The sequence below is a fragment of the Burkholderia contaminans genome (genome assembly GCF_029633825.1).
Lineage (GTDB): Bacteria > Pseudomonadota > Gammaproteobacteria > Burkholderiales > Burkholderiaceae > Burkholderia > Burkholderia contaminans.
On the sequence record NZ_CP090641.1, the window covers coordinates 772,018 to 796,179 of the forward strand.

Consider the following 24,162-nt stretch of genomic DNA (forward strand, 5'->3'; position numbering starts at 1 on the left):
TCCTGGAAGACGGCCTGCGTTACTTCAGCAGCGTCATCTGCACGACCTTGACGATCACCAGACCGACCGCGATCACGAGATAGCCGCGCAGCACGGCCATCCACACGCGCGTCGTCAGCGTCATCTTCTGCGGCTCGAGCGTCTCGAGCGGCGGCATGCGCCACGTGTCGCGTTGCGAACGGTCGACGCCCGGTTCGACGACGCGCTTGTTGCGGCGGATCAGCACCGTCGCGAGATAGCCGACGATCGCCAACACGCTGCCGCCCACCAGCACGTCGAGGATCGCTTCACCGCTGATGTCCGGGTACATCACCGATGCGGTCAGGATGATCGACAGCATCACGAGCACCCAGATCACCGCGCCCGTGAACACGTTGAGCTTCGTCGAGTTGATCCACGGGCCGAGCACCTGCTTGTCGTTGCAGAGCAGCAGCAGGAACACGGTCGCGCTCGGCAGCAGCACGCCGGCGAGCGTCTGCACGGCTTCCGTCAGCAGGCCCAGCGGGCTGCCCGGGATCAGCACCAGCGCCGCGGCGGCCGCGACGATGCCGAAGTAGACGAGATAGAAGCCCTTCGCGTCCGACACGTTGCGGTGCAGCGAGTGACGGATCTTGAACACGTCGCCGATCGCATAGGCGGTCGACAGCGATACGGCCGCCGCGCCGATGATGCACGCGTCGAGCAGCGCCACCGCGAACAGCGTTGCGCTCGTGCGGCCCGAATACTTCTCGAGGCCCGCGATCACGCCGCCGGCATCGGTGAAGTTGCCGAACTCCGGATGGCCCGAGAACAGCTGGGCCGAGAACGCGATCATCGCGACCGCACCCACCAGCACGAAGGCGATGCCGATCCACAGATCCGCCTTTTCATACTTCATGAAGCGCGGCGTGATGCGCTTGTCGATCACGTAGCTCTGCTGGAAGAACAGCTGCCACGGCGCAACGGTCGTACCGACGATGCCGATCACGAGCAGCATCACGTCCGACAGTTTCGAATGCGCGGGCCAGTTCGGAATGAAGAAATCGCGCGTGACCTGCGCCACCGGCGGATGGATCGCCACGAGCACCGGCACGAGCAGCAGGCTCAGCAGGCACAACCCGATCGCAAACCGCTCGAAGCGCCTGAAGTCGCCGGTACTCACCGCGGCCATGGTCAGCGCCGCGGCCACGCACACGCCGGCCACCTTCGGCAGCCCGAAGAAATCGAGAACGAACGTGATGCCGATGAACTCGGTGACGATCGTGAGCGCATTGAGCAGGAACAGGTCGATCACGCTGAACGCGCCCCAGAACTTGCCGAAGCGTTCGAAGATCAGGCGTGCGTGGCCGACGCCCGTGACCGCGCCGAGGCGCAGCACCATTTCCTGGTTCACGTACAGCACGGGCACGAGCAGCAGCAGCGTCCACAGCAGCGTCGTGCCGTAGTTCTGGCCGGCCTGCGTGTAGGTGCCGAATGCGCCGGCGTCGTTGTCGCCGACCATCACGATGAGGCCCGGGCCGATGATGGCGAGCAGCGTGCGCAGACGCGCCCACCAGGTGCTGCGTGCACCGGTATCGTGACGCGCGATCGTGCCGAGCGCGCCGCGGATGTCGCCCAGGTGGGCTTCGTCGAGCACGGCGCTGCGTTCGGCGGCGATCGGTGGAGAAACGTTGGATGGCGTGGACATGATTTATTCCGTACGGCTAAGGGTTATCTGAAGAGCGTGTGACCTTGGAATGCGCGCGGAGCAGCCGCTCGATGGCGGCCGCGCGTGCGCATGCCGAGGCGCGCTCGGTGCTTCCTGCTTCAGTGGATCAACGATTTCAGCTGGTTCAACAGGCGGGTGAACACGCGCGGACGGGCGTCGAGGTTCAGCATCGCGTCGTAGTGGTTACGCGATTCCGTGACGTGCGGGAGATTCGACAGCAGAAGGCCGAAGTTCATGGTCTGGCTCCGTGCGGCGACGGCAGGCGTGCCGGCCGCGTTTGGGTGCGGGGCCAGTCCGGGGCCTGAACGACGTGTCAGGCTAATGCGCCGGATTGTCCCTGCGACCCGGGTTCAAAAGGGTCTGTGTATGCAACGGGCATAAGGGACAACTGTCACTGTCGTTCATGGCGGCTCCTGTGCGGTGTTCCGGAGAACACGGTTGACCGCCGTCAGGCCTGCGGGCCGGGATTCGCGACGCAGGAAAAAGCGTGCGCGAACGCGGCCGCCTGCCAGGCGGCGGTGAAACCGGCGGGCGCATGCGAAAACGCATCACGCTAACCGGCGCGATTCAGGGTGCACGTAGGGAGTTACTGCGGAATACTGCTGCGCGCACCGTTTGCCTGGGAGACAAACGGCGGCTTCGATGAGGCGCGGACGTCGGTCGCTCAGGCGGAAATTTCGTTCGAAGATCGACTACTGCAGGCGTCCAAGGCGGCGGCCCCAAGAGTGAAGATGGCGGATTCTATGGACGGCCCGAAAGTGAAGTCAACCCCTCGAAACCCCATTTCTCGAAATAATTTTCGCGTGTCGCGGCACTGAAAGAATTGCCCTTGAAAACAAGCGGCGCAACCTTTCAGGGCGCGCCGTGGGGGCGACGGTCGATGCGTATGAACAACGGGGCGGCGCCTCCCCTCGTGTGCATTCGTTGCCCGTCCCACTCGGTCACGAGCCGCCGAGGCGTCCGCGCAACGTGCGCCATTTTTATGCGTTTTTTACTTGCGCCGCAGCAAACGACGCGAATACAATCCGCCGCAATTCATCAAGGGAGTCCCTCCGTGGACACATGCTCTAGTTGCAGTTCGATGCCGGTCCAGGCCGGCCAAGCCATCGCGAGATAGCAGCCAGACGCATGTCTTTCGCCGCTAACTCGCATTCGTCGGGTTAGCGCGCTTCCTCCCGGGCCGGTCATCGCCGGTTCGTCCGTTGCACGCTCCGTTACGTTCCACCCTCCGATCGCAGGCCGCGTCATGCGCCCGCGCTCGACCACGTCGTCCGGCCCGAGCCGGACACGACGGAGGCAGCGTCATGTTTTTTCAATCGTTCGCGGTCAGACTCAAGCGCATCGTGCATGTCGCATGCGACCGCTCATTCGTCTCCGGCCTGTCGCCGCTCGCCCACGCGTTCAGCAACTGGCGCGGCACGGCGCTCGCCCATGTGCCGGCGGCGCCCCGCCCGCTCGACTGCCTGCTGGTCGCCGTGATGGCCGCCGCGGTCGCCCTCGTCGCGCTGCTGTGCTCGGCCGCGCCGCGCCTCGGCTTCGCACAGGTGGGGCGCGTCGGCGGCTGGCTGCCGTAAGCCCCCGTCGCGCGGCAGTGCCACGCGCCGGTGCCGCCGCGCGACCGTCTCGCCACATTTCCCACATCACGTTTTCGTTTCGTCAGCTTAACTAATCAAACCGTCAACGGAACCCACATGAAGAACTACCTCGAACCCGTCCCGCGCAAGCTCCGCCTCAACGCGCTCGCCGCGCTCATGCTGTCGCTCGCCGCCGCGCCCGCGTTCGCGCAAGCGTCGTCGCCGGCCGCGGCCGAACCGGCGGCCGGCGCCAGCGACGCCGCCGCTCCCGCACAACAGGCCGCCGATGCTGCCGCGCCCGCTCCCACCGGCTTCTGGGAGCGCTCGAACCTGCTCGGCAACATGGGCGGCCTGCGCGACGTGCTCGGCGATCACGGCATCACGCTGAGCCTGCAGGAAACCAGCGAGTACCTGTACAACACGTCGGGCGGCACGAATCGCGGCGGCGCGTACCAGGGGCTCACGCAATTCGGTTTCAACGTCGACACGGGCAAGGCGGTCGGGCTGCCGGGCGGCACGTTCAACGTGTCGGCGCTGCAGATTCACGGCACCAACCTCACGCAGCGCAATCTGCAGACGCTGCAGACCGCGACCGGCATCGAGGCGAATTCGACCACGCGCCTGTGGGAGCTCTGGTACCAGCAGTCGCTGCTCGACGGCAAGGTCGACGTGAAGGTCGGCCAGCAAAGCGTCGACCAGGAATTCATGGTGAGCCAGAACGCGGCGACGTTCATGAACGCCACGTTTGGCTGGCCCGTGCTGCCGTCGACCGACCTGCCCGCTGGCGGCCCCGCGTATCCGCTGTCGTCGCTCGGCGTGCGGCTGCGCGTGAAGCCGGCCGATGCGTGGACCGCGATGGTCGGCGTGTTCGACGGCAATCCGGCCGGCCGCACCGACGGCGATGCGCAGGTGCTGAACGCGCACGGCACCAACTTCAACCTGCGCAGCGGCGCATACGTGATCGGCGAAGTGCAGTACGCGCTGAACGCGCCGCCCGCCGATCCGAAGGCGCCGCAGCCGGTTGGCCTGCCGGGCACGTACAAGCTCGGCTTCTGGTATCAGTCGCAGCATGCGAACGATCCGCGCTACGGCACCGACGGCCTGTCGCTCGCGAATCCGGAAAGCAACGGCATTGCCGCCACCCATCGCGGCAACTACGGGTTCTACGCAGTCGCGGACCAGATGGTGTGGCGGCCGTCGGCCGACAGCCCGCGCTCGGTCAACGTGTTCGCGCGCGTGATGGGCGCGCCGGGCGATCGCAACATCGTCGATTTCGCGGCCAATGCCGGCGTGACGCTGAAGGCGCCGTTCAAGGGGCGCGACAACGACGTCGCGGGCATCGCGGTCGGCTACGCGAAAGTCGGCTCGCACGCGCGCGGCCTCGACGGCGACACCGGCGTCTACACGACGCCCGGCTACCCGGTGCGCCGCGCGGAGACGGTCGTCGAAGCGACCTACCAGTACCAGGTCACGCCGTGGTGGCAACTGCAGGCCGACCTGCAGCACTTCTTCCGCCCGGGCGGCGGCATCCCGAACCCGAACGCGGCCGGTGCGCGCATCGGCGACGAAACGGTGGTCGGCGTGCGCACGACGATCACGTTCTGAAGCACGGCCTGAAGCAAACACGGGCCGGACGGCCGCTTGCGCGACCGGCCGGCCCGTGGGTTCTCTTGCAACACCAGCGCGCGGCCCGCGCCGCGCGTCACTCGCCGTACAGCCCGAGCAGTTTCAGCGTGACGCCGTTGGTCCAGCCGAAGCCGTCCTGCAACGGATACTCGCCTCCCCCGCCGCCGCCCGTGCCGGCGCCTTCGACCACGTACTTCTCGACGAGCTTGCCTTCGGTCGCATACACGTGCTTCACGTCGGACAGGAAACGCGTGCCGATGTCCTTCGCGAGCGCCGGTTCGCCATAGCGGCGCAGCCCGTCGATTGCGATCCACTGCAACGGCGCCCAGCCGTTCGGCGCATCCCACTGCTGCCCGGTGTTCTCGGTGGTCGTCGCGAGGCCACCCGGCTGCAGCAGCGTCTTGCGCACCTCGCGCGCGGTCGCCTTCGCGCGCTCGGGCCACGCCACGCCCGCGAACAGCGGATACAGCGCAGCGGCCGTCACGGCGTCGCGCGGCTTGCGCAGTTGCCAGTCGTAGTCGCCGTAGTAGCCTTTTCGATTCCACAGATAGCGGTTGATCGCGGCCGCGCGCCGCGCCGCGCGCGCGGAAAAATCGGTCACGCACGCAACGTCGCGCGTGACCGCACAGCCCTTCACGATCGTCGTCTCGAGATGGAACATCAGGCTGTTCAGGTCGACCGGCACGATCGACGTCGTGCGGATCGTCGCGAGCGTCTTGCCGTCGCCGAACCAGCGCGAACTGTAGTCCCAGCCGCTTTCGGCGCCCGCACGCAGGTCGCGATAGACCTCGTTCGCCGGACGCCCCGGCACCGACTTCGCGGTCGTCACGTCCTCGAGATACGACTCGTCGCGCGGCGTATCGCTCGCGTCCCAGTAGCGGTTCAGCACCGCGCCGTCGGGCATCGCGACTACATTGCGCGTGGCCTGCCCGCGCGGCGTCGTGGCTTCGCCCTGCATCCAGTACGCATGCTCCTTGCGCAGCTCCGGCAGGTATTTCTGGTAGACCTTGTCGCCTTCGGCCTGCGCGGCGAGCGTGACCATGTACGCGAAGAACGGCGGCTGCGAGCGGCTCGCGTAGTACGTGCGGTTGCCGTTCGGGATGTGCCCGATCGTATCGATCAGGTGGGCGAAGTTGTCGAGCATGTCGTCGACGAGATCCTCGCGGCCCGACACCTGCAACCCGAGCATCGTGAAATAGGTATCCCAGTAGTAGCCTTCGCGGAAACGGCCGCCGGGCACGACATACGGTTTCGGCAGCGGGATCAGCGAGCTGTACGGCGGCACCGTCGTGCTCGTGCGCGTGAGCTGCGGCCACAGCCAGTCGATGTGCTGGCGCAGCGTCTGGTTCGGCGGGGGCGTCACGCCGCCTTCCGGCGGCGGCGTGAAATGCTGCGCGACGAACGCCTTCAGCGAGAAGCCCGGCTGCGATTTCTGTTGCTGATACAACTGCACGATCGTCGCGGGATCGCTATCGGGCGTCGCGTCGACGAAGGTCTTCTGGTCGGGATAGATCTGCGCGGTCTGCACCGCGACGAACAGGTCGCCGTAGAGCTGGCTCGGCGGCGGCAGCAGCGTGCCCGATGCGGCGGTGGCAATTGCAGCTGTTGCCGGCGGTGGCGACTGGGCAGCGGCCTGGTTCGCGTTGTCGGCCTGCGCGGCGCAGCCGGCAACGGCGAGATAGGCGACGGCCAGTGCGGCGGCCCAGCGAAGCCGCGGCGTGGGCGGCGCGGGTGGCGGTGCGAGTCGGGCTGCGGAACGACTTGAGAAGCGACTCGAGATGCGCGATGCGATCGATGCGACACGACGTGACGTCATGACGTGTCCCCTCCTTTCGATGGTGAGTGGGTCGGCACGAGGTCTCGTTCGCGCGCGCGCTCGTCTCGATGGCCTTCGATCGATGCGCGTCGTTTTGTGGTGCGAGTGGGCCCGACTTTCGCACGAAACGTGCACATCAAGCAAGTTTCGATTCGGGCGCCTCGCGCAGAAAACCGCGCCTGACTCGCCACGCGTGCGTAGCGGGCGCATCCGCATCGGTCTCGCCGGACGCCCCGCTGCATCGACGCACCCTTTCACGATCGCGAGCAGAGCATGCGCGACGACGTCGGGCGCGGCGCATCGCACGGCCCGAGCCCGACCCTGAACCCGTGCAGCAGCGACGCGCAGTCGTTCTTTCCACGCCGCCGCCAGGCAGGACGACTGTTGCAACATGCGGAACAACTGTTGTCGTACGTGACTCAACGGTCACATTGTGGGCATAATGGCGTCTTTACCGCGCGCCCAGCCCATGTCGCCCGTCTTTCTAGCACCGCTCATCGTTGCCTGTGCGTTGTTCATGGAAAGCGTCGACGCGAACATCATCGTCACCGCCCTCCCCGCGATGGCGAGGGACTTCGGGCACAACCCCGTCACATTGAACATTGCGATCACGGCCTACGTGGTCGGGCTCGGCGTGTTCATCCCGATCTGCGGCTGGCTGGCCGACCGCTTCAGCGCACGCTCCGTATTCCGCACCGCGATCGGCATCTTCGTCGTCGGCTCGCTGATGTGCGCGGCATCCAATTCCCTCGGCGTGCTCACGTTCGCGCGCTTCATCCAGGGCGTGGGCGGCGCGATGATGGTGCCCGTCGGCCGCATCATCATCTTCCGCGCCGTGCCGCGCTCGGATCTCGTGCGCGCGATGAACTACCTCGCGATTCCCGCGCTGTTCGGGCCCACGGTCGGGCCGCTCGTCGGCGGCTTCATCACGACCTACCTGCACTGGCGGATGATCTTCTTCATCAACGTGCCGATCGGCATCTACGGGATCTACCTCGCGAGCAAGCACATCGCGAACACGCGCGAGCCCGATCCCGGCCCGCTCGACTGGTTCGGATTCCTGCTGTCGGCCAGCGGCGCCGCGCTGCTGCTGATGGGCCTCACGCTGATCGACGGCTCGCTCACGTCACGCTCGAACGCGCTCGTCATGTGCGTGGCCGGCACCGTCCTGCTCGCGCTGTACGTACCGTACGCGCGCCGCAAGGAGCGCCCGGTGCTCGACCTCAGCTTCCTCAAGATCCCGACGTATCACGCGAGCGTCGTCGGCGGGTCGCTGTTCCGTATCGGCCTCGGCGCGGTGCCGTTCCTGCTGCCGCTCGCGCTGCAGGAAGGGCTCGGCATGAGCGCGTTCCATTCGGGGCTCATCACGTGCGCGTCCGCGTTCGGCGGCGCGATGAGCCGCTCGACGGCCACCCACACGCTGCGCCGCTTCGGCTTCCGCACGGTGCTGATCTACAACGCGGCCTTCGCGGGGCTCGCGATCGCCGCGTACGGTGTGTTCCATCCCGGCATGGCGACCTGGGCGATCTGGCTGATCGTGCTCGTCGGCGGCATCTTCCCCGCACTGCAGTTCACGAGCCTGAACTCGATGATCTACGCGGACATCTCGCCGCGCGACGCCGGCCGCGCGACGAGCCTCGGCAGCGTCGTGCAGCAGATGTCGCTCGGTCTCGGCGTGACGGTCGCCGGCCTCGTGCTGCACATTTCGCACTGGCTGCAGGGCCATCAGAAGATGATGTGGTCGGATTTCTGGCCCGCGTTCCTCGTGGTCGGGCTGTGCTCGTTCGCGTCGATTCCGATCACGCGGCGGCTGCCGCCCGGCGCCGGCGACGAAGTCGCGCGCGGCAAGCGGCAATAAGCGGCGGGCACCGCGAAATCATTTTCGCCGCCATCGCGCTGCCGGCAAATTGCATCGCTTTTTATTTTCGAACGTCGGATTTATTCAAAAAACAGAAACGCCGAAAACGCAGGCCGAAAGCGCAATCTGAAAACGGCATCGATCTGAAAACCCGGCTGTCCGGAATCCCCCCGGGTCTCGCATTGTCCGGCGCAACGCCTGCCCGGCCGTGCGTTCGGCGCGCCGCGGCATCGCACACGCGGATCACTTGAAAATCCGGAATAAATGGCCCAATAATGAGCGGGCACATCGGCGCAAACATTATCCCCACGCCGACATTCGAGTAGCCGGCATAACAATCCCATCCGCTGCTTCACGTTTCGATCGCTTCCTCGCCTCGAAGGAGTCTCCATGACTCAAGAGCTGATTTTGCGCGCGCCGGAACCACTCGCCGCCAACTCGCCCGTCGCGCCGGGCGTTGTACCGCATCCGTTACCCACGCATCTCGCCGTCATTCTCGATGGCAACCGGCGCTGGGCAGACCGGCTCGGCGTGCCGGCCGCCGAGGGCTACCGGGCCGGCGGTCGCAACGTGCATGCGCTGCTGTCGTGGTGCGAGGAAGCCGGCATCCCATTCGTCACGCTGTGGCCGCTGTCCACCGAGAACCTCGGTCGCGACGCAGGGGAACTGCGCGACCTGCTCGCGGTGATCGCCGACGTCTTCGATGAACTCGCCGCCAGCGGCCGCTGGCGCCTGCATGTGATCGGCGACCTGACGAAGCTCCCGCGCGCCACGGCCGAGCGCATCGGCGCCGCGCAACGACGCACGGCCCACACGCGCGGGCTCGACGTGAACATCGCGGTCGCGTACAGCGGCCGCCTCGACGTGCTGCACGCGATCCGCTCGCTGATCGAGGAACACGTCGCGGCCGGCACCGTCGACCAGTTGCTCGCGCAGCTCAGCCCCGAGCTGATCGAGAGCCGGCTCTATACGGCCGGCCAGCCGGAGCCCGATCTCGTGATCCGCACATCGGGCGAGCAGCGCCTGTCGAATTTCATGCTCTGGCAAACCGCTTTCTCGGAGTTCTATTTCACGCCGACGTGCTGGCCGGATTTCGGACGCGACGATTTCGAACAGGCCATCGCTGCCTACGGCACACGCGCGCGCCGGTTCGGCAAGTAGGCCGCGCCGCCCTTCACGACATCCGTCGTCACCCGCCATCCGCGAGATACATCATGCCCCCCGTCGAAACCGTTGCCGCCGCGCCCGCGCTGACGCTGCCGCACCTGTTCCATCCGTTCGAAACGCCCGTGCATCCCGATGCCGACCGTGCTGAAGCCGACCTGCATGCGTGGATGAACGGCCACGGTCTGCTCGACGATCCGCGCTGGGCCAGCGGCATCCGCCACGGCAAGGTCGGCGAATACTGCGCGCGCGTCTATCCCCATTCGACCTTCGACGGCCTGTGCACGACGACCCGCGCATACGGCTGGATCTTCTCGATCGACGACGGCCTGTGCAGCCTGCACGGCGCCGCGCGCTCCCCTGGCGACCTCGGCGCGCTCTACCTGTGGCTGTACGAGATGATCGCCGATCCGGCCGGCCATGATCCGGTGCCGCTGCGTACCGCGCTGGCGGCACGGCTGCCGCACATGGCCGCGTTCCTGCCTGCATTGCAACGGGCAACGCAGGACATCTGCACGCGTATCGCGGCCACGTCCACGCGCGCGCAATACGCACGCTGGACGGCCGGCATGATGACGTTCCTGTTCTCGACGCTGTGGGAAGCCGGCCGGTACGCGACGGACGTCGTGCCGAGCGAAGCCGAATACCTTTCCGGACGCACGTACAACGGATGCGGTGAAGGTGCGTTTGCGCTGATCGACATCGCCGCGGGCTACGAAGCGCCTGCCGCGTTCTATGCCGACGAAGAGGTTCAGCGCCTGCGCAAGCTGTCCGGCCTGATCCTGTGCCTGTGCAACGACATCTTTTCATATCCGAAGGAAGCCGGCGAATCGAGCAGCAATCTCGTCTGCGTCCTGATGCACGAAAGAGGGCTCGCACCGCAAGCCGCGCTCGACGAGGCGGCCCGGATCCACAACGGATATCTGGCTGAGTATCTGGATCTGGAAACACGGGTGCGGCCGCGCACCGGCGACCGGACGTCGCTACGCCTGCTTGACGATGCCCGCGCGTACATTCGCGGCAACTACGACTGGCATTTCGGCTCGCCGCGTTACGGCGCGGCTCGGCACTACGACCTGTCGCGCGCGCTGCGGCCCGGGGAAACGAGTGTCGCGATCTGACGGGTCGCAACAGCGGGGAAAACCGGAAAATACAAAAAAATCAGCGGACATCCACACGGGGCCGGTGCACAGCCGCATGGATGTCCGCTCAGGGCTCCGGGTCTCCCGATGGGGGTTGAGAATCCCGGATTCGCTTCCTGCGTGCCATGGACATATGTGCGTCGGAAGCAAAATCGTTGCGCGTATTTATCGTCGCGCCATGAAGTGCACTATAGGGAAACTTGCAAAACGCGTCTGTCAAGCATTGTCAGACGCCGTGCATCGGCACGTCGCACGCGCGCGCCGCTTTCGCGCTAAAGTGGTTCCCGACCATCACTCCCGGCCGCCCTTCCGATGCTTACGCTCTCGACCGCCGCCGCCCGCGCGCTGCATCTCGCCGCGCAAGGCCTGCTGACGCCGCCCCGCCGCAAGGCAACCAAATCCGACGTGCTCGACGCGATCCGCCGGATGGCGCAGTTGCAGATCGACACCATTCACGTCGTCGCGCGCAGCCCGTATCTCGTGCTGTTCAGCCGTCTCGGCGATTTCTCGCCGCAGTGGCTCGACGAACATCTCGCCGAGGCACGCCTGTTCGAATACTGGTCGCACGAAGCGTGCTTCCTGCCGGTCGAGCAGTTCGGCCTGATGCGCTACAAGATGCTCGATCCGTCGGGAATGGGCTGGAAGTACGCGGCCGAGTGGCATGAGCAGAATCGTCCCGACATCGAGCGGCTGCTCGAGCGGATTCGCGCCGAGGGCCCGGTACGGTCGGCCGATTTCGCTCGCGAGGATGGCGTGAAAGGCAACGGCTGGTGGGATCGCAAGCCCGAGAAGCGGCACCTGGAAGTGCTGTTCACGACGGGCGACCTGATGGTGTCGGAACGCCGCAATTTCCAGCGCGTGTACGACGTGCGCGAGCGCGTGCTGCCCGACTGGGACGATACGCGCGACCTGCCGCCGCGCAGCGCCGTGCTGCCCGCGCTGCTCGACTACACGTGCCGGGCGCTCGGCGTCGTGCGTGCGGACTGGGTGGCCGACTACTATCGGCTGCCGCGCCGCTCCTACCGCGCCGAACTCGAGCAGCTCGCCAGCGCGGGCGACCTGATCCCGGTGGCGATCGACGACTGGAAGGAGCCGGCCTACGTGCATCGCTCGCTCGAAGCGCTGCTGCCGGCCGCGGAGGCCGACACGCTGCGCTCGACGGTCACGACGCTGCTGTCGCCGTTCGATCCGGTGGTATGGGACCGGCGGCGTGCGTCGACCCTGTTCGGTTTCGACTACACGATCGAATGCTATACGCCCGGGCACAAGCGGCGTTACGGCTATTTCTGCCTGCCGGTGCTGCATCGCGGGCGGCTGGTCGGGCGCATCGACGCGAAGGCGCATCGCACGCTCGGCACGTTCGAACTGAAGGCCGTGCATGTCGAGCCGGGCGTGCGGGTCGGCACGGGGCTCGCAGCCGATGTCGCGAAGGCAGTGAAGAAGCTCGCGGCGTGGCACGGCACGCCGGAAGTCACGGTCGGGCATCAGGCCCCGCCGGAACTGGTGAAGGCGCTGGCCGGCGCGTAGACGTCTGCGCGCCCGGCTGACCCGGCGGCGGCGTGCGCCGCCGGCCGTCAATCAGTCGCGCAGCTTGCGGAAACGCGGCGTGCCGTCTTCGAGGTTCCCGTTGAACATCGCTTCCGGACGGACCCACAGCCCGCGCGCATGCGGCCACAGGTGTTCGTACACGACCACCGATTCCTCGGTTTCGGAATGGCGGGCAACGCCGATGTAGCGATACAGCCCGCCCTTGTAATGGCGATGCGTCGCGAGCTGTTCGGCTTCCTGTTCGGTCATGATGGGCTTCTCTTCGGCAAAAACGGAAAGCGCGTATTGTATGCGCTGCGCCGCGCGTCAGCGTTTCGCGTAGATGTCCGGGCGGCGGATCTCCATCACGCGCTCCGGATTCGCGCACGGCTCGAAGCCGACCGGCCGGTACAGCGCGTGCGCATCGGACGTCACGAGCATGATACGGCGCAGCCCCTGCACCCACTCCTGCGCGAACACGTGGTCGATCAGCGCGCGGCCGTAGCCGTTGCCGCGTTCGGCCGGCAGCACGAACACGTCGCACAGGTACGCGAACGTCGCGTGATCGGTCACGAGCCGCGCGAAGCCGACGAGCCGGTCGCCCACGTAGGCGCCGAAACACAGCGAGCCCTCGATCGCCCGCTCGACCACGTCGCGCGGAATGCCCTGCGACCAGTACGCGTCGCGATGCAGGAAGTCGAAGATCGCGTCGACGTCGAGTTCGCGCTTGTCGGTGGAAAATCTCAGCGTGGCAGGGGTGGCAGCGGGCACGTCGGTCTCCGGTCGGGATGGCGGAAGGCGAGACGCTGACGATACCGCGCGGCGCGGCGGGGTACAAGCGGCGCCGACCATCCTGACGAAGCGAAGAAGCTGCTCAACTACCTCGCGTCGCCGCAGGCGCAACCGACCATGCAGGCGACGAGCATGGATTCGGTGACAATATCGCCTGCCCCATAAACCCGCCACGCCGCTTCATGCCCTATCGCCTCATCGCATTCGACTTCGACGGCACGCTCGCCGATTCGCTCGACAGCTTTCTCGCGGCGCTGTCGGAAGCGTCGCGCATGCACGGTTTTCGCGACGCCACGCCCGAGCTGCGCCCGGCGCTGCGCGGCATGTCGGCGCGCGACATCATTCGCGCGCTCGACGTGCCGATGTGGAAAGTGCCGCGCGTGACGATCGACATGCGCCGCCTGATGCAGCCGCGCGTCGCCCAAGTGGCGCTGTTCCCCGGCGTCGCCGAAACGTTCGACGCGCTCGCCGCGCGCGGTATCCGCATCGCGATCGCCACGTCGAATACCGAGGCGATCGTGCGCGACCGGCTCGGCCCGCACGCCAGCAGCCGCGTCGAGCATTTCGCGTGCGGCATTCCGCTGTTCGGCAAGGCACGCCGCCTGCGCGCACTCGTTCATGAGGCCGGCGTGCGCAGCGACGAAGTGCTGTACGTCGGCGACGAAATCCGTGATGCCGAAGCGGCTCGACGCGCGCGCATTGCATTCCAGGGCGTCGCGTGGGGATACACCGCGCCGGACGCGCTGCAGGCGCATTGCGCGACACCGTTGCTGCCGCGTCTCGACGCATTGCTCGATCGCGTGTGACGCATTCGTGCGCTGCGCACGTCCAGCGCCCGGCGCCCGGTTGGATCCATCGTTCGATTCATGCGACATCGCGCGGCCCGGCACCACAACGATGAAAAGCCGATGACACACACGTGCATCCCGCACGCCCGATACGCGCAAAAATTGCCGCCGCGGCGCACGCGACAGGTACGCAATACCTGTCGCCACGCTGGCTCATCGATTCGTCTTACCAACCGTTACACAAACCACAGCGCGGTTGCACCTGCCACCGGAACGCTCTCCTAGAATCGGTCGGGCCGGGAAACGCTTCGACCGACGCCGCGGCAGAGCGGCGGTCGAATCCGGCCCGGGCGCGCCCGGTCTCTCGCACAGCGACGGATCTCGTGATCCGTTTTTCAACCAGAGCCCCGATCGAAAGGAGGTCCCATGAACCGCTTTCCCCCCATCTCGCGCCTTGCTTTGTCTGCCGCTGGCCTGCTTCTCGTCGCCGTGACGGCGACCGCGCAAACCGCACAACCGGCACCGGCCGCACCGAACGCACCGGCCGCCGCCGCGACGCGCATCCACGAAGCCGACCAGGCCTTCATCACCGACGGCACGAAGACCGTGTCGACGCAGCACGACGCGGCACGCATCGCCGATTCGCGCACGTCGGACAGCCAGGTCAAGGCGTTCGCGCAACGCGTGTCGACCGACGATGAAAAGATCATCCAGGCGATGCGCGCAGCCAGCCCGCGCGGCGTCGACGTGCCGGCCAACGACCCCGACACGGCCGTGCTGAGCAGCATCAAGAACCTGCGCGGCGCCGAGTTCGACAAGGCGTATATCGAGCAGGTCGCGCTCGCCGGCCAGCAGAAGGCCATCTCGGCATTCCAGGCCGAAATCGCGTCGGGCCGCGACACGAAGCTGAAGGAAGTCGCACGCCAGTCGCTGCCGATCCTGCAGAAGCACTACGCCGACGCGCAGAAGCTCGCGGAGCGCCATCACCTCGCATCGGCGCAGTAAGTAACGCGCCGCAGCGCCGCACATCACGCGCGGCGCACGGCTTCCCCTGTCGTCGCGTCGCCGCCCCCCCCTTCCGGCGGCGCGACGCATGTCAAACGTCGCGCTTCACGCGTTACGCGTCACGTAGCGAGCTTCGCCAACAGCCGCGCACGTACTTCCGGCCATTCATCGTCGATGATGCTGAAGCGCACCGAATTGCGCTTGCGGCCATCCGGCATGATCCGTTCGTGCCGCACGATACCTTCCTGCTTCGCGCCGAGCCGCAGGATCGCCGCGCGCGATTTCTCGTTCAGCTCGTCGGTCGTGAACTGCACGCGCACGCATTGCAGCACGTCGAACGCATAGCCCAGCAACAACCATTTCGCTTCGGTATTCGCGCGCGTGCGCTGCGCCGATTCGCTCAGCCACGTGTGGCCAATCTCGAGCTTGCGGTTCTTGCGATCGATCTTCCAGAAACGCGTGCTGCCGATCACGCGGCCCGACGCGCGATCGACGATCGCAAACGGCATCACGGTGCCGGCCGAGCGCCCCTGCAATGCGGTGTCGATATACGCGTCGATCGTCTGGGGGCCCGGCACGACCGTGACCTTCAGGTTCCACAACTGGCCATCCGCGGCAGCGTCCAGCAGCGCCTGCCGGTCGGATGAATCGAGCGGCCTCAGTTCGACGCGTTCGCCGGTGAGGATCGGTGGTTCGAGGGAAGCAGAAACGTCGGTCATGAAGGGTTCCGATGAAAGGTTCCGGAAAGAGGCGGCGATGGCGGCGAAACACCGATGATACGGCCGCGTCAGCCGAGGAGCGCTGCCAACCGGCGGCGAATCGCCTTCGCCTCGCTGCGCAGTGCGTCGGCAAACGCATCGACGAGCAGGCTCTTGGGCCGGTGCTCGGGCACGATCACGCTGACGCGGTACGGAAACGATCGCGTGAGCGGCCGCACGTGCAGGTCGCGCCCGACGAAATCGAGCGCGGTCAGCGGATTGACGATAGCGGCACCGAGCCCCTGCCGCACGAACGCGCACACCGACACGGCCGACGGGGTTTCGACGACCGAGCGCGGCGCCACGCCGAGCTGCGCGAACGCCTCGTCGATCAGGATGCGGTATGGATCGTTCAGCGACAGGCTCACGAACGGGCGATCCGCGAGATCCGGCAGATCGATCGCGTCCTGCGCGAGGAGCGGATGGCCGTCGGGCAGCACGCACACTTCATCGAATTCGAGCAGCGGCGTGAGCACCGTGCCGGCCGGCGCGACGTCGCGCTCGGTCAGCCCGAGGTCGTAACGCTGCGCGGTCAGCCACTCTTCGATCACCGGCGATTCCTGCGTCGCCACCGACACGCTGACGCCCGCGTGCTTCTCGCTAAAACGCCGGCACGCACCGGGCAGGATCGCGTGCGAGAACGCCGGCAGCGCGATCACCGACAACTGCCCGTCGCGAAACTCGCGCAGGCGCGTGGCGGTTGCCGCGACGCGTTCAAGCCCCACATACGCAAGCCGCACGTCGTCGAACAGCGTGAGCGCGGCCATCGTCGGCCGCAGCCGGCCGTGCGCGCGCTCGAACAGCGCGAAGCCGACGACCTGCTCCATGCGCGCGAGCTCGCGGCTGATCGTCGGTTGCGACGTATAGAGCATCTCGGCCGCGCGCGTCGTGCTGCCGGTGACCATCAGCGCGCGAAAGACTTCGATGTGGCGGTGCGTGAGCATGATCGTCTATATCAGATATGAATCGAATGTCGATATTCAGGCATTTTACTGTATAGCCGATCAGGTGCATCATTCCCGTTATCCGTTCATTCGACCCGATTCATCCGCCATGTCCCTCGATTCCCGCCAGCTCGCGACGCTCGCGCAGCAATACGGCACCCCGCTGTGGGTGTACGACGCCGACGTCATCCGCGACCGCATCGCCCAACTGCGCCAGTTCGACTTGATCCGCTACGCGCAGAAGGCGAATTCGAACGTCCATATCCTTAAGCTGATGCGCGAGGAAGGCGCGTGCGTCGACGCGGTATCGCTCGGCGAGATCGAGCGCAGCCTCGCCGCCGGGTTCAGCCCCGCCGGCGAGCCGGAAGGCGTCGTGTTCACGGCCGACCTGATCGACCGACCGACGCTCGCGGCCGTGCTGAAGCACGGCGTGACCGTGAACGCCGGTTCGCTCGACATGCTCGCGCGCATCGGCGAGCACGCGCCGGGCCACCGCGTGTGGCTGCGCGTCAACCCCGGTTTCGGCCACGGCCACAGCAACAAGACCAACACCGGCGGCCCGCAGAGCAAGCACGGCATCTGGATCGACGACGTGCCGCGCGCGATCGAGATCGTGCGCCAGTACGGGCTGAAGCTCGTCGGCATCCACATGCACATCGGTTCGGGCGTCGACTACGGCCACCTGTCGCAGGTGTGCGATGCGATGGTCGATCTCGTCACGTCGCTCGGCCATGACATCGACGCGATCTCGGCCGGCGGCGGCCTGTCGATCCCGTATCGCGACGGCGAGCCGCGCGTCGACGTCGGTCATTACTTCAGCCAGTGGGACGCCGCGCGCAAGCGGATCGAGCGTCATCTCGGCCACCCGGTGCGCATCGAAATCGAGCCGGGCCGCTTCCTCGTGGCCGAAGCCGGCACGCTCGTCACCGAAGTGCAGGCCGTCAACCGCCGGCCGAAGCACGACTTCGTGCTGATCGACGCGGGCTTCAACGACCTGATGCGCCCGTCGATGTACGGCAGCTACCACGCGGTGTCGGTGCACACGCACGATGGCGCGCTGCCTGCCGGACGGCCGCTCGTCGATCTCGCGATCGCGGGGCCGCTGTGCGAATCGGGCGACGTGTTCACGCAGGACGCGGGCGGCGTGGTCACGCACCGCAAGCTGGCGCAGCCGCAAATCGGCGACCTGCTGTTCCTGCACGATGCGGGAGCGTACGGCGCGTCGATGTCATCGAACTACAACAGCCGGCCGCTCGCGCCGGAAGTGCTCGTCGATCGCGGCGCGCCGCGGCTGATCCGCCGCCGGCAGACGATCGACGAATTGCTCGCGCTCGAAACGTTCGAGTAACGCGCGCATCGCGGAACAGAACGGGGTGCGCGGCCTGCGCCTGTATGAAGCGTGGAAAGCGCTCGGCGTGCCGTTCGAGCAGGAGCCGATGACGGCCGTGTTCGGCCTGACGTTCGTCGCGCTCGATCCGGACGGCCACCGCTTGCGCGTGTGCACGCCGGACAATTGAGGGCGCGCAGGCGCGACCTTCGACCGGCCGCGCCCGCGCATCGGTTCAGGCTTGTACGTCAGCCCACGCGCCGCACCGGCGCCATTTTCGAGAAGTATTTCGCGCCCGCCACGCAGCCGACCACGACGACCGTCACCACCACCATCGACGACGGCACTGCCTCGTGCAGGAGCCCGGCCGCCAGCAGCAGGCCGAAGAACGGCTGCAGCAGCTGCAGCTGGCCGACGCCTGCGATCCCGCCGAGCGCGAGCCCGCGATACCAGAACACGAAACCGATCAGCATGCTGAACAGCGACACGTACGCGAGCCCCCACAGCGAGGCAGAATCGACGCCGTCGAACGACGCGGGCCGGGTGAGCCACGTGAGCGGCAGCATCAGCGGCAGCGACAGCACGAGCGCCCACGAGATCACCTGCCAGCCGCCAAGCTCGCGCGACAGGCGTGCGCCCTCCGCGTAACCCAGCCCGCATGCGACGATCGCAGCCAGCATCAGCGCATCACCGACCACCGATGCCTGGCCACCGTTGCGCAGCGCAAATGCGGCCACCGCGCCGCTGCCGATGATCGAGAAGATCCAGAACGGCAGCCGCGGCCGTTCGCCGCCGCGCCACACGCCGAACAGCGCGGTCGCGAGCGGCAGCAACCCGACGAACACGATCGCGTGTGCCGATGTCACGTGCTTCAGCGCAAGCGCCGTCAGCAGCGGAAAACCGATCACGACCCCGAGCGCGACGATGGCCAGCGACACGGCCTCGGCACGCGTCGGCCGCCGCTGCTTCAGCACGACGAGCAGCAAGAGGCCGAGCGCGCCGGCGATCGTCGCGCGCGCAAAGGTGAGGAACAGCGGGTCGAGCCCCTGCACCGCGATACGCGTCGCGGGCAGCGAGCCACTGAAGATGATCACGCCCAGCAGGCCGCTGAGCCATCCGTCGGTCGTCTTTTGCACGGGAAATCCTGAACGGGGAAGGTGGATGACCGATGATCCGCCGCCCGCGAAAAGCGCGTAAGCTACAGCCCAATACAATCCCGACAAACTGTACTGGACAACCGGCCGTACAGTTCGATCTTCACCATGAGCCAGGCCGCCCCGCTTCCCGTTCCGCCCACCCCGTCGCGCACGCGCGTGGAAACCGTGATGGATACGTTGCGCGCACGAATCGCGAGCCGCGCGCTGGTGCCCGGCGCGCGCGTGCCGTCGATCCGGATGATGGCGGACGCACTCGGCGTGTCGAAATCGACCGTCGTCGATGCGTACGAGCGGCTCGCGAGCGAAGGCGTGCTCGTCGCGCGGCGCGGCTCGGGGTTCTACGTGTCGGGACACGCGCCGCCGCTCGCGCTCGCCGATCTCGGCCCGCAGCTCGATCGCGGGCTCGATCCGCTGTGGCTGTCGCGCCAGTCGCTCGAAGCGGCGCCCACGTCGGTCAAGCCCGGTTGCGGATGGCTGCCGCCGTCGTGGCTGCCGGACGAGAGCCTGCGCCGCGCACTGCGCGCCGCGTCGCGCGACGAAGCCGACGCGCTGACCGACTATGCGACGCCGCTCGGCCTGCCCGCGATGCGCCAGCAGCTCGCCTGGCGGCTCGCGCAGCACGGCGTCCAGGCCGAACCCACGCAGATCATGCTGACCGACGGCGGCTCGCACGCGCTCGATCTCGTTTGCCGGCTGCTGCTGGAGCCGGGCGACACGGTCGTGCTCGACGATCCGTGCTACTTCAACTTCCAGGCGCTGCTGCGCGCGCACCGCGCGCGGATCGTCAGCGTCCCGTACACGCCGAACGGCCCCGATCTCGCGCGCTTCGAGCAGGTGCTCGCCGAGCACCGGCCGCGCCTGTACATCACCAACTCGGCACTGCACAACCCGACCGGCGCGACGCTCTCGGCGCCCATTGCCCACCGGCTGCTGACGCTCGCGGCCGAGCACGGCCTGCTGATCGTCGAAGACGACATCTTCGCGGATTTCGAAAGCACGCCCGCGCCGCGTCTCGCGGCCTTCGACGGGCTGTCGCGGGTCGTGTCGATCGGCAGCTTCTCGAAGACGCTGTCGGCCGCGATCCGCTGCGGCTACGTCGCCGCGCGCCCGGAATGGATCGAGGCGCTCGTCGACCTGAAGCTCGCGACGTCGTTCGGCCATGCGCAGATCGGTGCGAACGTCGTCCACCGGTTGCTCGTCGACGGCACGTACCGGCGCCACGTCGACAGCCTGCGTGCGCGCCTCGCGGACGCGATGGGCGAAACGCTCCGGCGCATCACGCGCGCCGGGTTGCGGATCTGGACGGAGCCGCGCGGCGGCTCGTTCGTGTGGGCGAAGTTGCCGGACGGGCTCGACGCCGCGCGCGTCGCGCGCCATGCGCTGGATCACGATGTAGTGCTTGCGCCCGGCAACGTATTCAGCCCGTCGCACGGCGCGACCTCGTACCTGCGCTTCAACGTGTCGCGCTGCAAGGGGCCGGTGGTGTTCGATGCGCTGGCGCGGGCGATGGAGGCGGTGCGGGCGGCGGACACGACCGGGCCCATGCTCGCCCGCGAATCGTGACGGCGGCCGCGCGCTAGCTGCCGAGCGCCACGATCTCCGCGACGAAATCGACGAACGCCCGCACCTTCGCGGGCGGCAAATGGCGCGACGGGTAGTACGCGAACAGCGGGAACGCCTCGCCGCGCCAATCCGCAAGCAGCTCGACGAGCCGCCCCTGTTCGATCAGCCCCGCCACCCCGCTCGCCTTGAAGCGTGCAATGCCGACGCCGGCCAGGCATGCGCCGAGCATCGTGCCGGCGTCGTTGACGAGCAGCCTGCCCGTCGTCTTCACCGGCACGCGCTTGCGGCCGAGCTGATAGACCCATTCGAGCGGCTGGCCGGTCAGCGTGTTGCGCATCTGGATGCACGCATGGCCGACGAGGTCGGCTGGCGCCTCGGGACGCCCGTATCGTTTCACGTACGCGGGTGCGGCGACGGTCACCGCTCGCGTCTCCAGCAGCTTGCGCGCCACCAGCGACGACGAAGGCGGTTCGCCGAACCGCACCGCGACGTCGAATCCTTCTGCAACCAGATCGCCGAGTTGCTCGCGCGCCGCCAGTTCAAGCGACAGATCGGGATGGCGCGCCAGGAACGCGGGGAGATGCGGGGCCAGCACCCGCCGGGAAAAATACGCGTCGACATTCACGCGCAGCCTGCCGCGCACGGCCGCGGCCGAACCGGCGGCCAGCGTAACCGCGTCGCCGATGCCGGCGAGCAGCGGGCCGATGTCCTCGTACAGGCGACGCCCCTCGTCCGTCAGCGTGACCGAGCGCGTCGTGCGGTCGAGCAGCCGCACACCGACCCGCGCCTCCAGCCGGCCCACGGCCCGGCTGACACCCGACGGCGACAGGCCGAGCGCATCTGCCGCACGCGCGAAGCTGCCGCTTTCGACGATCGCGGCGAGCACGCCCACGTTCGCCAGGATCCGCCCGTCGATGCTCATGATTTCACTCATGACAAAAGATCACCAATCAAATGACATGGATTCGATTCCATCAGGAATCACCGATCCCTATCATGCAACCCGATGCATCGCGACGGCAAGCCCGATCGTTCCGGCATCCGTCTTCTCCACTTCTCGATGAGGATTTCGAATCATGTACGCCATTACCGGCATCACCGGACAGGTCGGCGGCGCGCTCGCCCGGGCATTGCTCACCGCGGGCCAGCCCGTACGGGCCGTCGCGCGCGACGCCAATCGCGCCGCGCCGTGGACCGCGCGCGGCTGCGACGTCGCACTCGCCGACATGACCGACACCGCCGCGCTGACAACGGCCTGCTCGAACACGGCCGGCGTATTCATGCTGCTGCCGCCCTGCTTCGATCCGTCGCCCGGATTCCCTGAAACGCGCGCGGTCATCGACGCCGTCGGCGCGGCGTTGCGCGCCGCTCGGCCGCGCAAGGTCGTTTGCCTGTCGACGATCGGCGCGCAGGCGACGCAGGTGAACCTGCTGACGCAGTTGACGATGATCGAGCAAGCGTTCGGCGACCTGCCGATGCCCGTCGCGTTCCTGCGCCCCGCATGGTTCCTCGAAAACGCCGCATGGGACGTCCCGACCGCGCGCGACGCCGGCGTGATCCGCAGCTTTCTCCAGCCGCTCGACCGCCCAGTGCCGATGGTTGCCACCGAAGACGTCGGCCGCACGGCGGCGGCCCTGCTGCAGGACGAATGGACGGGCACGCGCATCGTCGAACTCGAAGGGCCGCGGCGCGTCAGCCCGAACGACCTGGCCGCCGCGTTCGCCCGCGTGCTCGGGCGCCCCGTACAAGCCGAGGCCGTCCCGCGTGACACGTGGGCCGGCCTGTTCGATGCGCAGCGGATGCGCTATCCCGAACCGCGCATGCGCATGCTCGACGGCTTCAATGAAGGCTGGATCGACTTCGCGTCGGCGCCTGCGGATGTCCTGAAAGGGGACCTCGACGCAGACGCCGTGCTGCGCACGCTCGTCGCGCGCGCCGACTGATCGGCAACGAGGCGGCGGGATACACCGCCGCCTGCTTCACATCTCCCCCGCGTGCGCCCTCGCCCGCACTTGCGCAAACGACGTATCGACGAGCAGGCGCCCGGTATCGAACACCGTTTCCAGCGCGTCCTCCCAGTCGCCCTCCAGCATCCGGTCGTCCCACGCGGCGGGCAGCGTTGTCGTCCGATACTCACCGGTGCGGAAATGGCGCAGCAACGTGAGCCGCCCCTTCTTCGAGCGCTTGCCGTGATCGGTGACCGGATCCTTGCAGACGTCATGCCATACGTCGCCACGCCGGATCGCCGAGCACTTCATCGCGAAGCGCTGCGTATCGCGGTTCACCTGCTGCAGCAGCCCGCCGCCCATGCCGAACACGACGTTGCCGGCCGCATAGCCTGCGTCGTCGAGCGCGGACAGAATCGCTTCGATCGACAGTTCGTCGACGCCATCGCCCTGGATCACGCGCACGCGATTCAGCACGCGCCGCCCCTTGCCGTTCACGGTCGAGCCGAACGATGCGTCGAGCGCGCGCACGGTCTGCAGCACGATCGCCACCGGGTCGCCCGAATCGGGCCGCACGACCAGCGTCGCACCGGAATCGAGCACGGCCTGCCGAAGCTCGCCGCCCCACAGATCGAGCGCCGCGAAAAGATCGTAGGAGTCCGACACGACCGACACGATCGCGCCGGGCAGGCCGAAGCGGCGAATCATGTTCCGGTACGCATCGGCTTCGTGTTCGCGGCCCCACGATGTAATCGTGCTGTGCTCGGCCGCCGGCACCGAGTACGCGGCCATCGGCTCCCGATAGAAGCGGTTCGCGGCCAGCACGCCGAGCACCGTATCCGAACCCATGAAGTTCACGAGATGCGCCGCACCGCCGATCGCGGCCGACTCCGCGCTCGATACACCGCGCGCGCCGAAGTCGTGCAGCTTGAACGGCAGTTGCGCGAGATCGTCGTCGGTCTTTTCGAGGAAGCGGCGGATCGTCTGCCTCAAGTGCCAGCTGCGCGTCGCGACCGTCACCGGATACCACACGCGCAGCAGCATCGTCTCGAGATACGACGCGAGCCAGAACACCTGCGGGTCGTCGCATTCGACCGTCATCAGCACGTTGTGCACCGGCACGACCGAGCCCTCGGGCACCGCGCGGATCTTCACCGGCAGGCAGCCGTCGTAGCGTTCGACGATATAGCGCCACCCTGCTTCGTTGAACGGCTCGCCATGCACCGTGAAGAAATCGCGCGCTTCGTCGATCATCGCGTGCGTGATCGGCTTGCACAGATATTCCTTCAGCAGCATCTGCAGGCCGAAGAACACCGTGCGGTCGTAGCGGCCGCCGCGCGATTCGACGTACGAGAACATCGCCGACGCGTCGGGCGGATATTGCAGGAAGTGGGAAGCCTTGTACGAATCCGTGTTGAGGATCGGATTGGCGAGAACCGCGGCAAAGCCGCCGAGATCGTTTTGCATGGCTAGAGCTCCTCTAGGCCG

General features: G+C 67.3%; 22 protein-coding genes. 12 read left to right on the top strand and 10 right to left on the bottom strand.

Going from position 1 to position 24,162, the window contains the following annotated elements:
- Positions 1-19 precede the first annotated feature (19 nt).
- Both LXE91_RS21160 and LXE91_RS21165 read right to left on the bottom strand, forming a co-directional pair.
- Positions 20-1,666 carry an NRAMP family divalent metal transporter gene (locus LXE91_RS21160; protein ID WP_039360862.1) on the bottom strand — a complete coding sequence of 549 codons (1,647 nt, stop codon included), beginning with the start codon at positions 1,664-1,666 and terminating at the stop codon, positions 20-22.
- A 119-nt stretch (positions 1,667-1,785) separates the two neighbouring features.
- Positions 1,786-1,923 carry a hypothetical protein gene (locus LXE91_RS21165; protein WP_171026714.1) on the bottom strand — a complete coding sequence of 46 codons (138 nt, stop codon included), beginning with the start codon at positions 1,921-1,923 and terminating at the stop codon, positions 1,786-1,788.
- A gap of 1,068 nt (positions 1,924-2,991) precedes the next feature.
- Between LXE91_RS21165 and LXE91_RS21170 the strand changes: the two genes are divergently transcribed.
- Both LXE91_RS21170 and LXE91_RS21175 read left to right on the top strand, forming a co-directional pair.
- On the top strand, positions 2,992-3,261 hold the full coding sequence (locus LXE91_RS21170; protein WP_039360861.1) for a hypothetical protein: 270 nt from the start codon (positions 2,992-2,994) through the stop codon (positions 3,259-3,261).
- A 117-nt stretch (positions 3,262-3,378) separates the two neighbouring features.
- Positions 3,379-4,866 carry a carbohydrate porin gene (locus tag LXE91_RS21175; protein ID WP_039360860.1) on the top strand — a complete coding sequence of 496 codons (1,488 nt, stop codon included), beginning with the start codon at positions 3,379-3,381 and terminating at the stop codon, positions 4,864-4,866.
- A 97-nt stretch (positions 4,867-4,963) separates the two neighbouring features.
- Here LXE91_RS21175 and treA read toward each other — a convergent pair whose 3' ends face one another.
- Positions 4,964-6,703, bottom strand: coding sequence for an alpha,alpha-trehalase TreA (gene treA, locus LXE91_RS21180; protein WP_039360854.1), 1,740 nt, complete (start codon positions 6,701-6,703; stop codon positions 4,964-4,966).
- Between the two features lie 469 nt (positions 6,704-7,172).
- Here treA and LXE91_RS21185 point away from each other — a divergent pair, with 469 nt between their 5' ends.
- The 4 genes from LXE91_RS21185 to LXE91_RS21200 all read left to right on the top strand — a co-directional run bounded on the left by LXE91_RS21185 (position 7,173) and on the right by LXE91_RS21200 (position 12,394).
- The gene (locus LXE91_RS21185; protein ID WP_046196566.1) at positions 7,173-8,561 is read left to right on the top strand and encodes an MFS transporter; all 1,389 of its coding nucleotides are present in this window, start codon (positions 7,173-7,175) and stop codon (positions 8,559-8,561) included.
- A 390-nt stretch (positions 8,562-8,951) separates the two neighbouring features.
- Positions 8,952-9,722: a polyprenyl diphosphate synthase gene (gene uppS, locus LXE91_RS21190; RefSeq protein ID WP_039360849.1), complete on the top strand. Its 771-nt coding sequence runs from the start codon at positions 8,952-8,954 to the stop codon at positions 9,720-9,722.
- 53 nt (positions 9,723-9,775) lie between these two features.
- Complete coding sequence (locus LXE91_RS21195; RefSeq protein ID WP_039360848.1) at positions 9,776-10,846, top strand: terpene synthase family protein; 1,071 nt, start codon at positions 9,776-9,778, stop codon at positions 10,844-10,846.
- Positions 10,847-11,179: 333 nt separating this feature from the next.
- Positions 11,180-12,394: a winged helix-turn-helix domain-containing protein gene (locus tag LXE91_RS21200; protein WP_039360847.1), complete on the top strand. Its 1,215-nt coding sequence runs from the start codon at positions 11,180-11,182 to the stop codon at positions 12,392-12,394.
- 51 nt (positions 12,395-12,445) lie between these two features.
- Here LXE91_RS21200 and LXE91_RS21205 read toward each other — a convergent pair whose 3' ends face one another.
- Together LXE91_RS21205 and LXE91_RS21210 are read right to left on the bottom strand one after the other, a co-directional pair.
- The gene (locus LXE91_RS21205) at positions 12,446-12,664 is read right to left on the bottom strand and encodes a DUF1653 domain-containing protein (protein WP_006480837.1); all 219 of its coding nucleotides are present in this window, start codon (positions 12,662-12,664) and stop codon (positions 12,446-12,448) included.
- Positions 12,665-12,721: 57 nt separating this feature from the next.
- Positions 12,722-13,165 (bottom strand): GNAT family N-acetyltransferase, encoded by a 444-nt coding sequence (locus LXE91_RS21210; RefSeq protein ID WP_039360818.1) that lies wholly within the window; start codon positions 13,163-13,165, stop codon positions 12,722-12,724.
- A gap of 203 nt (positions 13,166-13,368) precedes the next feature.
- On the opposite strand from LXE91_RS21210, the gene LXE91_RS21220 reads away from it, so the two are divergent.
- A complete protein-coding gene (locus tag LXE91_RS21220) occupies positions 13,369-13,992 on the top strand; it encodes an HAD hydrolase-like protein (RefSeq protein ID WP_039360815.1) in 624 nt (207 codons plus the stop codon).
- Between the two features lie 408 nt (positions 13,993-14,400).
- Positions 14,401-14,979: a DUF4142 domain-containing protein gene (locus LXE91_RS21225; RefSeq protein WP_039360813.1), complete on the top strand. Its 579-nt coding sequence runs from the start codon at positions 14,401-14,403 to the stop codon at positions 14,977-14,979.
- Between the two features lie 119 nt (positions 14,980-15,098).
- Here the strand turns inward: LXE91_RS21225 and LXE91_RS21230 are convergent, their stop codons facing one another.
- Entirely contained in the window at positions 15,099-15,698 is a 600-nt protein-coding gene (locus LXE91_RS21230) for a GNAT family N-acetyltransferase (protein ID WP_039360811.1), read from the bottom strand.
- A gap of 68 nt (positions 15,699-15,766) precedes the next feature.
- Positions 15,767-16,681, bottom strand: a complete 915-nt coding sequence (locus tag LXE91_RS21235) for a LysR family transcriptional regulator (RefSeq protein ID WP_039360809.1) — start codon at positions 16,679-16,681, stop codon at positions 15,767-15,769.
- A 109-nt stretch (positions 16,682-16,790) separates the two neighbouring features.
- On the opposite strand from LXE91_RS21235, the gene lysA reads away from it, so the two are divergent.
- Both lysA and LXE91_RS21245 read left to right on the top strand, forming a co-directional pair.
- Positions 16,791-18,029 (top strand): diaminopimelate decarboxylase, encoded by a 1,239-nt coding sequence (gene lysA, locus LXE91_RS21240; RefSeq protein ID WP_039360808.1) that lies wholly within the window; start codon positions 16,791-16,793, stop codon positions 18,027-18,029.
- Between the two features lie 25 nt (positions 18,030-18,054).
- On the top strand, positions 18,055-18,198 hold the full coding sequence (locus LXE91_RS21245) for a VOC family protein (protein ID WP_223274250.1): 144 nt from the start codon (positions 18,055-18,057) through the stop codon (positions 18,196-18,198).
- 58 nt (positions 18,199-18,256) lie between these two features.
- Here the strand turns inward: LXE91_RS21245 and LXE91_RS21250 are convergent, their stop codons facing one another.
- Positions 18,257-19,144, bottom strand: coding sequence for a DMT family transporter (locus LXE91_RS21250; protein WP_039360804.1), 888 nt, complete (start codon positions 19,142-19,144; stop codon positions 18,257-18,259).
- A 126-nt stretch (positions 19,145-19,270) separates the two neighbouring features.
- Between LXE91_RS21250 and LXE91_RS21255 the strand changes: the two genes are divergently transcribed.
- The gene (locus tag LXE91_RS21255) at positions 19,271-20,728 is read left to right on the top strand and encodes an aminotransferase-like domain-containing protein (protein ID WP_039360802.1); all 1,458 of its coding nucleotides are present in this window, start codon (positions 19,271-19,273) and stop codon (positions 20,726-20,728) included.
- Positions 20,729-20,741: 13 nt separating this feature from the next.
- Here LXE91_RS21255 and LXE91_RS21260 read toward each other — a convergent pair whose 3' ends face one another.
- Positions 20,742-21,650 carry a LysR family transcriptional regulator gene (locus LXE91_RS21260; protein ID WP_039361022.1) on the bottom strand — a complete coding sequence of 303 codons (909 nt, stop codon included), beginning with the start codon at positions 21,648-21,650 and terminating at the stop codon, positions 20,742-20,744.
- A 154-nt stretch (positions 21,651-21,804) separates the two neighbouring features.
- Between LXE91_RS21260 and LXE91_RS21265 the strand changes: the two genes are divergently transcribed.
- Positions 21,805-22,671, top strand: coding sequence for an NmrA family NAD(P)-binding protein (locus tag LXE91_RS21265; RefSeq protein ID WP_039360800.1), 867 nt, complete (start codon positions 21,805-21,807; stop codon positions 22,669-22,671).
- A gap of 36 nt (positions 22,672-22,707) precedes the next feature.
- On the opposite strand, the gene LXE91_RS21270 is transcribed toward LXE91_RS21265, so the two are convergent.
- Positions 22,708-24,141, bottom strand: a complete 1,434-nt coding sequence (locus LXE91_RS21270) for a nicotinate phosphoribosyltransferase (protein WP_039360792.1) — start codon at positions 24,139-24,141, stop codon at positions 22,708-22,710.
- Positions 24,142-24,162: the final 21 nt, after the last annotated feature.